12 protein-coding genes are annotated in these 12451 nt (G+C 72.9%); 9 read left to right on the top strand and 3 right to left on the bottom strand.

The window, feature by feature from the left end; translation table 11 throughout:
- The first annotated feature begins 58 nt into the window (after positions 1-58).
- Positions 59-1471: a dipeptidase gene (locus tag ACQY0Z_RS01295; RefSeq protein WP_439811715.1), complete on the top strand. Its 1413-nt coding sequence runs from the start codon at positions 59-61 to the stop codon at positions 1469-1471.
- A gap of 148 nt (positions 1472-1619) precedes the next feature.
- Positions 1620-2564, top strand: a complete 945-nt coding sequence (nudC, locus tag ACQY0Z_RS01290; protein WP_189901006.1) for an NAD(+) diphosphatase — start codon at positions 1620-1622, stop codon at positions 2562-2564.
- 100 nt (positions 2565-2664) lie between these two features.
- Here nudC and ACQY0Z_RS01285 read toward each other — a convergent pair whose 3' ends face one another.
- Positions 2665-2907, bottom strand: coding sequence for a mycoredoxin (locus ACQY0Z_RS01285; RefSeq protein ID WP_006134964.1), 243 nt, complete (start codon positions 2905-2907; stop codon positions 2665-2667).
- A 198-nt stretch (positions 2908-3105) separates the two neighbouring features.
- On the opposite strand from ACQY0Z_RS01285, the gene ACQY0Z_RS01280 reads away from it, so the two are divergent.
- The 5 genes from ACQY0Z_RS01280 (at position 3106) to ACQY0Z_RS01260 (ending at position 7017) form a co-directional block, all read left to right on the top strand.
- Positions 3106-5316, top strand: coding sequence for an ATP-dependent DNA helicase UvrD2 (locus ACQY0Z_RS01280; protein ID WP_439811714.1), 2211 nt, complete (start codon positions 3106-3108; stop codon positions 5314-5316).
- Positions 5317-5479: 163 nt separating this feature from the next.
- Entirely contained in the window at positions 5480-5797 is a 318-nt protein-coding gene (locus ACQY0Z_RS01275) for a hypothetical protein (protein WP_439811713.1), read from the top strand.
- A gap of 169 nt (positions 5798-5966) precedes the next feature.
- On the top strand, positions 5967-6335 hold the full coding sequence (locus ACQY0Z_RS01270; protein ID WP_006134966.1) for a WhiB family transcriptional regulator: 369 nt from the start codon (positions 5967-5969) through the stop codon (positions 6333-6335).
- Positions 6332-6655, top strand: a complete 324-nt coding sequence (locus ACQY0Z_RS01265) for a hypothetical protein (protein ID WP_189901011.1) — start codon at positions 6332-6334, stop codon at positions 6653-6655. The genes ACQY0Z_RS01270 and ACQY0Z_RS01265 overlap by 4 nt, the downstream gene beginning before the upstream one ends.
- A gap of 131 nt (positions 6656-6786) precedes the next feature.
- A complete protein-coding gene (locus ACQY0Z_RS01260; protein WP_189901013.1) occupies positions 6787-7017 on the top strand; it encodes a hypothetical protein in 231 nt (76 codons plus the stop codon).
- Positions 7018-7063: 46 nt separating this feature from the next.
- Here ACQY0Z_RS01260 and ACQY0Z_RS01255 read toward each other — a convergent pair whose 3' ends face one another.
- On the bottom strand, positions 7064-8431 hold the full coding sequence (locus ACQY0Z_RS01255; protein ID WP_439811712.1) for an ABC1 kinase family protein: 1368 nt from the start codon (positions 8429-8431) through the stop codon (positions 7064-7066).
- Positions 8424-9671, bottom strand: coding sequence for a TOMM precursor leader peptide-binding protein (locus tag ACQY0Z_RS01250; protein WP_189901016.1), 1248 nt, complete (start codon positions 9669-9671; stop codon positions 8424-8426). The genes ACQY0Z_RS01255 and ACQY0Z_RS01250 overlap by 8 nt, the downstream gene beginning before the upstream one ends.
- Before the next feature lie 269 nt (positions 9672-9940).
- On the opposite strand from ACQY0Z_RS01250, the gene ACQY0Z_RS01245 reads away from it, so the two are divergent.
- Together ACQY0Z_RS01245 and ACQY0Z_RS01240 are read left to right on the top strand one after the other, a co-directional pair.
- The gene (locus ACQY0Z_RS01245; RefSeq protein ID WP_189901018.1) at positions 9941-10537 is read left to right on the top strand and encodes a M48 metallopeptidase family protein; all 597 of its coding nucleotides are present in this window, start codon (positions 9941-9943) and stop codon (positions 10535-10537) included.
- 161 nt (positions 10538-10698) lie between these two features.
- Positions 10699-12447: a TerD family protein gene (locus ACQY0Z_RS01240; protein WP_439811711.1), complete on the top strand. Its 1749-nt coding sequence runs from the start codon at positions 10699-10701 to the stop codon at positions 12445-12447.
- Positions 12448-12451: the final 4 nt, after the last annotated feature.

Raw genomic sequence — 12451 nt, 5'->3', positions numbered from 1 at the left:
CCGCACGGTGAGATACCGCACTCCGAGGACACCCCGGCGGGCCGATAGGCTCGTAGACATGAGCCAGCACGTTGACAATGCCGTCGACGCCGTCCGTACGTACATCGCAGACCACCGCGCGGCGTTTCTCGACGACCTCTCCGCGTGGCTCCGCATCCCGTCCGTCTCGGCCCAGCCCGATCACGCCCCTGACGTGCGCCGCAGCGCCGACTGGCTCGTCGCCGCGCTGAAGGACACCGGCTTCCCGGCCGTCGAGGTCTGGGACACCCCCGGCGCCCCGGCGGTCTACGCCGAGTGGCCCGGCGACGACCCCGAGGCGCCGACCGTCCTCGTCTACGGCCACCACGACGTGCAGCCCGCCGCCCGCGAGGACGGCTGGAACAGCGACCCCTTCGAGCCCGAGATCCGCGGCAATCGCCTCTACGCGCGCGGTGCCGCCGACGACAAGGGCCAGGTCTTCTTCCACACCCTGGGCGTGCGCGCCCACCTCGCCGCCACCGGACGCACCAGCCCCGCCGTCCACCTCAAGCTGCTGATCGAGGGCGAGGAGGAGTCCGGCTCCCCGCACTTCCGTGAGCTCGTCGAGCGGCACGCGGACCGGCTCGCCGCCGACGCGGTGATCGTCTCCGACACCGGCATGTGGTCCGAGGACACCCCGACCGTGTGCACCGGCATGCGCGGCCTCGCCGAGTGCGAGATCCGCCTGTACGGCCCCGACCAGGACATCCACTCCGGTTCCTTCGGCGGCGCGGTGCCCAACCCGGCCACCGCGGCAGCCCGCCTGGTCGCCGCCCTGCACGACGAGCAGGGCCGGGTGGCGGTCCCCGGCTTCTACGACGGCGTCGTCGAGCTCACCGACCGCGAACGCGAGCTCTTCGCCAGGCTGCCCTTCGACGAGGAGCGCTGGCTGCGCACCGCCAAGTCGCACGGCACCGGCGGCGAGGCCGGCTACAGCACCCTGGAGCGCATCTGGGCGCGCCCCACCGCCGAGGTCAACGGCATCGGCGGCGGTTACCAGGGCCCCGGCAGCAAGACGATCATCCCGTCCTCCGCGGTGGTGAAGCTGTCCTTCCGGCTGGTCGCGGGCCAGGACCCCGCGCACATCCAGGACGCGGTCGCCGCCTGGGTGCCCGGCCGGCTGCCCGAAGGCGTCCGGCACGAGATCACCTTCAGCCCGGCCACCCGCCCCTGTCTCACCCCGCTCGACCACCCCGCCCTCCAGTCGGTCGTCCGCGCGATGGGACGCGCCTTCGGCAAACCGGTGCTGTTCACCCGCGAGGGCGGATCCGGACCGGCCGCCGATCTCCAGGACGTCCTCGGCGCCCCGGTGCTCTTCCTCGGCATCTCCGTCCCGTCCGACGGCTGGCACGCCCCCGACGAGAAGGTCGAACTGGACCTGCTGCTCAAGGGCGCCGAGACCAGCGCCCACCTCTGGGGCGACCTCGCCGAGCACTGGCGGCACGCCCCCTGACCACCCACGCCGTCCGAAGCGGGCGCCCGCGCGCGGCACACTGGAAGAGCCGCGCCACCGCCGCGCCCGCAGGACCCGGTCCCTCCCGCCCACGTCCGCCAGACCGCCCGCGACCCGATCCGTTCCCCCGGGGGAGTTGGAAGCACCCGTGACCACCAGGACCGACCACACCGCCGACCGACCCATCTCGCTCACCGCCCCGAGCGGCATCGACCGCGCCGCCCACCACCGGCTCGACGAGGCCTGGCTCGCGGCGGCGTGGAGCCACCCCTCGACCCGCTGCTTCGTGGTCTCCGGCGGCCAGGTCCTCATCGACGAGACGCCCGACGGGCGCACCGAACTCGTCATGACCCCGTCCTTCGAGGCCCCGCTCACCGAGGCCCACCGCTACTTCCTCGGCATCGACGAGGACGGCGTCAGCTACTTCGCCCTGCAGAAGGACTCGCTGCCCGGCCGCATGGACGACTCCGCCCGCCCGGCGGGCCTGCGCGAGGCCGGACTGCTGCTGTCCCCGCGCGAGGCGGGCCTGATGGTGCACGCGGTCGCCCTGGAGAACTGGCAGCGGCTGCACCGCTTCTGCTCCCGATGCGGCGAGCGCACCGTCATCGCCGCCGCCGGCCACATCCGCCGCTGCCCGGCCTGCGGCGCCGAGCACTACCCGCGCACCGACCCCGCGGTGATCATGGCGGTGATCGACGACAAGGACCGCATCCTGCTCGGCCGCCAGGTCCACTGGCCCGAGGGCCGCTTCTCCACGCTCGCCGGGTTCGTCGAGCCGGGCGAGGCCATCGAGCAGTCGGTGCGCCGCGAGGTGCACGAGGAGGTCGGCATCGCCGTCGGCGAGGTCGAGTACGTCGCCAGCCAGCCCTGGCCGTTCCCCTCCAGCCTGATGCTCGGCTTCGTCGCCCACGCCACCTCCTCCGAGATCACGGTGGACGGCGACGAGATCCACGAGGCCCGCTGGTTCTCCCGCGACGAACTGCGCGCCGCCTTCGAGTCCGGCGAGGTGCTCCCGCCGTACGGCATCTCCATCGCGGCCCGGCTGATCGAGCGCTGGTACGGCGAGGACCTGCCCGTCCGCAGCGCCTTCTGAGCCGGAGAACCTCGCACACTCCACGCATGACGAAGCGGGTGGCCGTCCCATGAGGGACGGCCACCCGCTTCGTTGGTACGGGAGGCCCGTACGAAGTCGCTCAGACGCCGATCTTCTGCTTCACCTGCGCGAGCGAGGGGTTGGTGAGCGTCGAACCGTCGGGGAACAGCACGGTGGGCACCGTCTGGTTGCCGCCGTTCGCCTTCTCCACGAAGGCCGCCGACTCGGGGTCCTGCTCGATGTTGATCTCGGTGTACGCGATGCCCTCACGGTCCAGCTGGCTCTTCAGCCGGCGGCAGTAGCCGCACCACGTGGTGCTGTACATCGTCACAGTGCCCTGCATGCCTCTCGCGCTCCTTCGGCGGCTCGGGGAAGTCCTCGGTCTCCGGGGGAACGTACGTGAAAGCGAAGGCATTCCCGCCGTCCCCCGGCCCCGCCCCCCTGAGCCGGTGACGTGACGCTTGTCGCATTTGTACGACCACGAGCCCTTCCCTGTGGACAACCGGCTCACCCGTCCCGGGCGACCTGGCAGCATGGCGGTGTGACAGCAGCAACGCACTCCACCCTCTTCCCGCGCGTACCGGACTCGGCCGACGCGGTGCTCGAAGGTCTCGACCCCGAGCAGCGCGCCGTCGCCACCGCGCTGCACGGGCCGGTGTGCGTGCTGGCGGGCGCCGGCACCGGCAAGACCAGGGCGATCACCCACCGCATCGCCTACGGGGTGCGCGCCGGCATCCTCCAGCCGTCCAGCGTCCTCGCCGTCACGTTCACCAACCGCGCGGCGGGGGAGATGCGCGGCCGGCTGCGCCAGCTCGGCGCGGTCGGCGTCCAGGCGCGGACGTTCCACTCCGCGGCCCTGCGCCAGCTCCAGTACTTCTGGCCCAAGGCAGTCGGCGGGACGCTGCCCCGGCTCGTCGACCGCAAGATCCAGCTTGTCGCCGACGCGGCCGCCGCCTGCCGGATCCGCCTCGACCGGGGAGAGCTGCGGGACGTCACCGCCGAGATCGAGTGGTCCAAGGTAACCCAGACCGTCCCCGCCGACTACACTGCCGCGGCCGCCAAGACCGGCCGGGAGGCGCCCCGCGACCCCGCCGAGATCGCCCAGCTCTACGCCGCCTACGAGGACCTCAAGCGCGAGCGCTCCGTCATCGACTTCGAGGACGTCCTGCTGCTCACCGTCGCCGTCCTCCAGGACCGGCACGACATCGCCGAGCAGGTGAGGGCGCAGTACCAGCACTTCGTCGTCGACGAGTACCAGGACGTCAGCCCCCTCCAGCAGCGCCTGCTGGAGCTGTGGCTCGGCGACCGGGAGAACCTGTGCGTGGTCGGCGACGCCAGCCAGACCATCTACTCCTTCACCGGCGCCACCCCGGACCACCTCCTCGACTTCCGCGTCCGCCACCCCGGCGCCACCGTCGTCAAGCTCGTCCGCGACTACCGCTCCACCCCCCAGGTGGTCCGCCTCGCCAACGGCCTGCTCGCCCAGGCTAGGGGCCGCGCCGCCGACCATCGCCTCGAACTGGTCTCCCAGCGCCCCGCCGGACCCGAACCGGTCTTCACCGAGTACACCGACGAGCCGGCCGAGGCCGAGGGAGCCGCCCGCCGCATCCGCGAGCTGATCGAATCCGGCGTCCCCGCCGGCGAGATCGCCGTCCTGTTCCGCACCAACGCCCAGTCCGAGACCTACGAGCAGGCCCTCGCCGACGCCGGCGTGCCTTACCAGCTGCGCGGGGCCGAGCGGTTCTTCGACCGCCCCGAGGTGCGCAACGCGATCACCGCCCTGCGTGCCGCCGCCCGTTTCGGCGGCAACGACGCCCTCCTCGACGACGCCCCCGACCTGCCCTCCCAGGTGCGCGCCGTGCTCTCCGGCAAGGGCTGGACGCCCCAGCCGCCCGCCGGATCGGGCGCGGTCCGGGAGAGCTGGGAGTCCCTCGCCGCCCTGGTGCACCTCGCCCAGGACTTCACCGCCGCCAGGAGCGGCGCGACGCTCGCCGACCTCGTCGTCGAACTGGACGAGCGGGCCGGTTCCCAGCACGCCCCCACGGTCCAGGGCGTCACGCTCGCCTCGCTGCACGCCGCCAAGGGCCTGGAGTGGGACGTCGTCTTCCTGGTCGGCGTCGCCGAGGGCATGATGCCGATCACCTACGCCAAGACGGACGAGCAGATCGAGGAGGAGCGCCGTCTCCTCTACGTCGGCGTCACCCGCGCCCGTGAGCACCTGCACCTCTCCTGGGCGCTCTCCCGCTCCCCGGGAGGCCGCCCGAACCGGCGTCCGAGCCGCTTCCTCACGGGACTGCGCCCCGGCTCGCACGCCGTCGCGGGCCGCGCGGGCGCGGCGGGCGCGGGCGGAGTGGAGCGCGGCTCCTGGACGGCGGCGGCCACCGCGGTCCTCGAGCAGGCCCCGCGCCGCCGGCAGCGCACCCCCGCCCGCTGCCGCGTCTGCGGCCGCACGCTCACCGACGGCGGCGAGATGAAACTGATGCGCTGCGAGGACTGCCCCTCCGACATGGACGAGGGACTGTACGAGCGGCTGCGCGAGTGGCGCGGCGAGCAGGCGCGGCGCAGCGGCCAGCCCGCCTTCTGCGTCTTCACCGACAAGACGCTGATCGCCATCGCCGAGGCCGTCCCCGACGACGAGCACGAACTGGCCCGGATTCCCGGGGTGGGCATGCGCAAGCTGCGCCGTTACGGAGCCGACGTGCTGGCCCTCTGCGCGGGCCGGGACCCCGCCGAGGGACAAGATCAGGACTGACGCGAACTCGTCGAAAAAATAGTTTGCGCATGCCCCGGGAATCCCCATAGGTTCTTAGCCACGGGGACAGCGGCCTTCTCGGAGGCCCTGATTCCGTGTTGTACTTGCATATCCGCGGACCGGTTCGCCCGGTCCCCCGAGACGCCGAGAGGAGGCGAGTCCAGTGATCAGCATCAACACCAGCACCAGCGTCAAACTGACCGATCGCTCGGCCGTCTCCCTGTGCATTCTCGGCGCCTCCGACCGGGGCACCGCTCTGTCCGGCATTCGTGCCGTCCGTCCGGCGTCCTCCCTCGCTCCCGCGGGCCTTGTCGTCCGTGAGCGCGATGAGCGACCGACCAAGGCACTGGAAGCAGCAGTAGTGGCACAGGCGCAGGCCTATGCCTTTGCGGCGGCCGGTGCCGGATTCCGGAAGCAGACGACGCAGCACCACCTGATGTGGGCCTTCCGTGGGCCAGAACCCTGGAGTGATCCAGCCTGATTCGTCAGGCCGGCGCCTTCAGGGCCGCGGAACCCCATCCGGGATCCGCGGCCCTTCTGTTTGCCCGAACGGGGAGACAGGACAAGGCGCCTCGGGACAAGAAGAGAACCCGGTACCAGCCGCACACCCGGCCGACCGGCCGGAAACGACCAGACGAGGAAGACCAGCCGTGCAACTCGAAGCGCACGCCCCGTCCGTACCGCCTTCCGACACGATCCCCAAGCCCGGCTCCACGGAGGACCCGACCTTGACTCCGCTCACCGCGCTCACCGCGCTCGACGACGCCATCGAGAACCTCGGCGTACCCGTCCCGTGCCGCTCCTACGACCCGGAGGTCTTCTTCGCCGAGTCGCCCGCGGACGTCGAGTACGCCAAGTCCCTCTGCCGTACCTGCCCGCTGGTCGAGGCCTGCCTCGCCGGCGCCAAGGAGCGGCGTGAGCCCTGGGGCGTCTGGGGCGGCGAGCTGTTCGTCCAGGGTGTTGTCGTCGCCCGGAAGCGGCCGCGTGGCCGCCCGCGCAAGAACCCGGTCTCGGCATGAACACCCCCGGAACGATCGACCGCCCCCTCACGCACGACCCCCAGAAGCAGGCCCCGATGACGCCGTCCGCCCACGAGCCCGCAGGCTCCGCGACCGAAGACTTCACCACCAGCGGTGCGAACGACTCGCGCCAGAACAGGACCCGAGAGATGCAACTCATCCCAGAAGCCCTGGCTCGTGCGCATATGCACGACCGACTGCAGGAGGCGCAACGGGAAAGGCGGGCCAGCGGTCTGCTGACCGCGCGCCGGATGCAGCGCCGGGCCGAGCGCGCCTCGCGGCGCGCCCGCCGGGCGCTGGCCATGGCGGTCATGCAGTAGGGCATGCCGTCCGAGGCGGCCTCCCCAGCCGGAGGCCCCGATCTCCCCGCGGGGGCCGGTCCGTGTGAACGGACCGGCCCCCGCGGTGCGTTGACGGCGTGGCACCCTCCGCGCGGAGTTATCGTCGCCGCGTGACCAGTCCTCACGAAGGCGGCAACGAAGGCGGCAGCGGAAGCGACGACGAGGGCTCCGCCGCGGAGCCCGCGCCGCTCGCCTGCGCCCGCTGCGGTGTCCGCGCCGACCGGCCGCCGCCCACCTGGACCCTCTCCGTCGAGAACGGCGTCCGTCTGCACTACTGCGAGCGCTGCTCCCGCGAGAACCTGCGCGCGATCGAGGGGCGCCTCGACTCGCAGTGGTGGTGAGACGAACTCGGCCAGCCTCACGGGCGCCCGGCCGCCCGGCGTGCCGTCAGGCCTGCGCCGCTTCCTCCTCCTCGCCCGGCTCCCCGGGGACGAACTCCGGCAGCCAGTCCTCCAGTTCGTCCCGCAGCCGCACCGTCGCCCCCAGCTGGCACAGCACACCGATGGTGCTCAGCGTGACCCGGTGGATCAGCAGATACGCCGGCGGCAGATTGAGCTGCTTGGCCAACTGGTAGGCGGGGGACCGGACGTCCGCTATCCGGGCCGCCTGGCTGCGCATCCAGCCCCGGGTGAAGGTGAACGCCTCGACCCGCGCCGGCTCGATGATCGGCAGCAGATAGTCGAGGACCGCGTCGGGGTCCAGCTCGATGGACTTCCTGACGAAGCCCTCCGCACAGAGCATCCCGTAGACGGCCTCCGCCTCTCCGTCCAGCGTCATCCGCAGCGCCTCGCCGATGGGGGAGGGCAGCCCGCCCGGGAGCCGGTCGACCGTGCCGAAGTCCAGGACGCCGAGGCGCCAGTCGTCCTCGCCACCGGGGCCGCCGGGCAGCAGACGGAAGTTGCCCGGGTGCGGGTCGGCGTGCAGCAGGCCCGTGCGGGCGGGGCCGGAGAACAGGAAACGGGCCAGGAGCTGACCGGCCCGGTCGCGCTGCTCCTCGGTGCCGTCCGCGATGACCTCCGACAGCGGGACGCCGTCCATCCACTCGGTGACCAGCACCTGGTCGGACTGGTGCACCACGTCCGGCACGACCACGTCCGGGTCGCCGGCGAACTCCTCCGCGTGCGCCCGCTGGGCCTGCGCCTCCAGGCCGTAGTCCAGCTCCTCGGAGACCCGGTCCTTGAGCTCCGTGATGAGCGGCTTGACGTCCATGCCGGGGACCAGCGGGCCCAGCAGCCGCGCGAAACGGCTCAGCTGGTTGAGGTCGGACAGCAGGGCCTCACCGGCGCCCGGGTACTGCACCTTGACCGCGACCTCACGGCCGTCGTGCCACACCGCCCGGTGCACCTGGCCGATGGAGGCCGCCGCGGCCGGCTTGTCCTCGAACGTCCGGAACAGCTCCTGCCAGTCCTCGCCCAGCCGCTCCGCCAGCACCCCGTGCACCGTGCGGGTCGGCATCGGCGGGGCGGCCTCCTGAAGCTTGGTCAGAGCGGCGCGGTAAGGTCCCGCGACCTCCTCGGGCAGGGCCGACTCGAAGACCGAGAGGGCCCGGCCGAACTTCATGGCGCCGCCCTTGAGCTCGCCCAGCACCTTGAACAGCTGGTCGGCGGTGCGCTGCTGAAGCTCCCGGCCGACCAGCTCCGCGGACTCGCCCACGATCCGCTTGCCCAGTCCCCAGGTGGCCCGCCCGGCGAAGCCGAGCGGGAGCGCGGCCAGCTTGGCGGTGCGGGTGACCGCCTTGCGGGGAAGATCAGACATGCGCCCTCCAGGTCCCTGCCGGCCGCTCCGCGTCCGCCTGACGGCGCGACTCCTTCGACGGCCCGTGCCCGGCCATTGTCTCGTGCGACCCCCCGTCGGCGGAGGTGTGTTCTCCCTTACCTTTCTCCGGGCTTCCGTCAATCCCTTCCGGGCCGGTGCCCGCGGCCCCGCACGGGCAGCGGCGGTGCGGGGTGACCGGCCGGGGCTGCCAGTGCAGCTGCGGCAGGGACACCTCCCAGCGGGCGCCCGCGCTGGACGGCATCCGCCCGTCGAGGAAGGCCAGCGCATGGGCGGCGGCCAGTCCCGCGACCGTCGCGGCCAGCGCCGCATCGCAGGCGCCCACCCTGCGCTGCCGTCCTGAGCGCCACTGCGCCACCAGCCGCGGCCACGCCGGGTCCCGGTCGATCCGGTCCTCCTGGAGACAGCCCGCGCACGCTGTCTCGCCGGGCAGGACCAGCGGACCGACCACACCCGTGCCCTCCACCACCCCCGCATATAGATGAGGAGTGCCCGACGCCAGAAGGGATTCGTTGGACGCCGGATCCGGCGCGTGCACGGCGACGTCGTCCCGAGGGGCGAGCAGCACCAGGGAGTGCCCGGTGACGTCCTCGGCCAGGGGTGAGCGGGCCGTGCCGCGTGGAGGGCGGTCCGGCGCGCACCGGCGTACGAGCCGACGGGCCGCCTCCTCCCTGCGCTCGCCGACCGCCTCGGCCGGCAGCCCGCCCGGCGCCACGTCCCACGGCTCCACCCGGCCGACGTCCCGTACCTCGACCTCGCCGACGCCCGCGCCCGACAGCAGCGCCGCCACCGTCGCCCCCACCCGGCCCACGCCTCTGACCTGCACCCGCATGCTCCGCCGCGCCGCCAGCACCCGCAGCGGATCGCCCGGACCGGCAGTGGTCAGGCCGAGCGAGGCCCAGTCCGGGCGGAGCCGGTCCAGCGCCTCCGGTCTGGCGCGCAGGGCGTCGGCGGCCGGCCCGCCGCCCCGCGAGTCGTCCAGCAGCCCCGCCCGCGACAGCCGCCGCACCAGCCGGTCGACATGACCGTCGGGCAGCTCCATGCGCCGGGCCTCCTCGCGCAGCAGCTCAAGACCCCGCGTGCCGTCGAACAGCTCCAGCAGGCTGCCCGTGGCCGTGTCCACCGGCCCCAGGGTCAGTGCCTGGGCCGGCGTCATCCCGAACTGCACGGTGTTGCGGTCCCGCCAGCCGCGCCTGAGTGCGGGCTTGAGCATCGGATGCATGACTGACCCCCGTCTGTCCTTACACGTACTTGATCTGTGCCTGATCCGCCCCTGCGGCCAGGCATGACACACCTCACCGACCGCCCCGAAACCGAATCCGCCGGGGCTCCCGGCCGGCGCTGCCAGCATGCCCGGGCCGGTCGGGGGGCCGTCGAGAGTTGTCCACAGGCGCCCGAATTCGTCGTACAAATCCGGCGCCCGGTGACGGGATCGTCGGAGAAGCGTCCCGGAGCCGGGACTTCCCCCGGTCCAGCGGGTACGGTCGGGACGTGCCCGCCGACCCACTGCACCGCGCCGGACCGTCTCAGCGCAGCGCGAAGAGCCAGCCGAAGGACGGCTCACGGGCGAGCGCGATCGAGGTCCGCAGGAGTGCCCGCCGACGCCGGACGGTCTCCGCGTACCGCGAGGGCGATCGCACCGTCGTGCTCATCCCCGCCCGGATGTCCGAGGCGGAGGAGCAGCGCTGGGTGCGCGTCATGCTCGACAAGCTCGCCGCGCAGGAGAGCAGGCGGACCCTCGGGGACGCCGAGCTGGCCGAGCGCGCGCGGCGGCTGTCGGAGCAGTACTTCGACGGGCGGGCCCGCCCCCGCTCGGTGCGCTGGGTGACCAACCAGAACACGCGATGGGGTTCCTGCACCCCGTCCGACGGGAGCATCCGGCTGTCCCACCGGCTCCAGGGCATGCCGGAGTACGTCGTCGACTACGTGCTCTGCCACGAACTGGCGCACCTTCTGGTGCCCGGTCACGGGCCCCGGTTCTGGCGGCTCCTCGAGGCGTACCCGAAGACCGAACGGGCCCGCGGCTACCTCGAGGGCGTGGTCGCGGCCGACCGTCTGCCGCACGCCCCCGGCGCCCGGGACGAGTGACACCTCCCCGCGCCGGCACCCAGGACCGCCTCCCCTTGTGAACGCGGAGCGAGGGCGCCTGCGCGTTGTGTACCGGGTCTGTACCGACTTCCTCCGGTGTCCGTGATTGCCGTTAGCCTGGCGCGACGCACTCACATACGGGATGGGGGACGGTCGTACGTATGGCCAGGGAATTCCAACGCGGCCACAAGGCCAGGATCAGTGACCTCACCGCGGGCACGGACCTGTACGTAGGGGTACAGATCGCCGGCCCGGGGCTCAGCTTCGACATCAGCTGCTTCGGACTCGACGCCGACGAACGTCTCTCCGACGACCGGTACTTCATCTTCTACAACCAGCCGAAGTCCCCCGAGGAGTCCATTCAGCTGCTGGGCGCCCAGGCGGGCGACACGGAGTCCTTCCGCGTGACGCTGGACCGGATCCCGCAGCAGATCAAGAAGCTCTCCTTCACGGCGACCCTCGACGGCGCCGGGCAGATGTCGCAGATCGGTCCCGGGTACATCCGTATCGTCGCCGGCGGCGAGGAAGTGGCCCGGTACCCGTTCAGCGGCTCGGAATTCACCACCGAGCGGGCCGTGATGCTCGGCGACTTCTACTTCAAGGACGTGTGGCGGTTCGCCGCCGTCGGCCAGGGCTTCGACGGCGGACTCGAGGCGCTGCTGCGCAACTTCGGCGGCGAGGTGGCCGACGACGAGCCCGCCGCGCCCGAGCCGCAGCAGCCCGCGCAGCCCCAGGCCCCGCAGGCCGCGCCCGGTTTCGCCCCGCCCGCGTTCGGCGTCCCCGGAGGCGGCGCCCCCGCACCGGCCCCGGCTCCCGCGCCCCAGCCCGCCCCGGGGTTCACGCCCCCGCCGGCCCCCGCACCCGCCGCCCCGCCGGTGCACTCCGCGCCGACCATCGTGGCGCCCATGCAGACGCCGCCCGGCGGCTCCCCGGTGCCGCCCCCGGCCCCGGCGCCCGCCCCCTACGGCGGCCAGACGCCTCCGCCGCCCCCGGGCTACGGGCAGCCGCCCGCCCCGCCGCAGGCCCCTGCCCCGCCGCCCGGTTACGGCCAGGCCGCGCCCCAGGCCCCCGCGCCTCCGCCCGGTTACGGCCAGCCACCCGCCGCCCCGCAGGCGCCCGCCCCGCCGCCCGGCTACGGACAGCAGCCCCCGCCCGGGCAGATGCTGCCGGGTCAGATGCCCCACCAGCAGGCCCCCTACGGCGCACCCCAGGCAGCGCCCCAGGGCATGCCGCAGGGCGCACCCCAGACGCCCGGCGTGCTCGGCGCGCTCCAGCAGTTCAAGGAGACGCCCACCGGACAGCGCTGGACCCAGCAGAACAAGAAGCTGGTCCGCGCCGACCTGAGCATCGGCGGCACGCCCGTGCTGGCCCGCCAGGGCAGCATGGTGCTCTACCAGGGCAAGGTCGACTTCAGCTACAAGGGCGCCGGCTTCACCGGCCGTCTCGTCGGCAACGCCACCGGCCAGGAGATGCAGCTGATGCGCTGCACCGGCCAGGGCCAGGTGTTCTTCGCCGAGAACTCCACGATGCTGCACCCGATCGAACTCCAGGGCGATGCCGTGTGCGTCTCCGCGGAGAACGTCCTCGCCTTCGACGAGGGCCTCCAGTACGAGGTCCGCCGCATCGAGGGGCACGGCATCCCCGGCGGCGCGCTGTTCACGATGCAGTTCCAGGGCACCGGCACGATCGTCGTGAAGACGCACGGCATCCCCGTGGTGCTGCCGGTCACGCCCACCACGTTCGCCGACGCCAACGCCGTCGTCGCGTGGTCGGCCGCCGCCCAGGTGGTCGTCTCCAGCCAGGTGCGGATGCGCCGCAACTCCTACCCCGGCGCCACCGGCGAGAGCGTGAACCTGCAGTTCCGGGGAGCGCCCGGCAACTTCATCGTCGTCCAGCCGTACGAGATCTGAGGGA

Origin of the sequence: Streptomyces sp. P9-2, from assembly GCF_051903975.1 — a bacterium.
Lineage (GTDB): Bacteria > Actinomycetota > Actinomycetes > Streptomycetales > Streptomycetaceae > Streptomyces > Streptomyces cellulosae.
The sequence above is the reverse complement of the archived record's forward strand: the minus strand, read 5'-3'. Positions and strand labels throughout refer to the sequence as shown.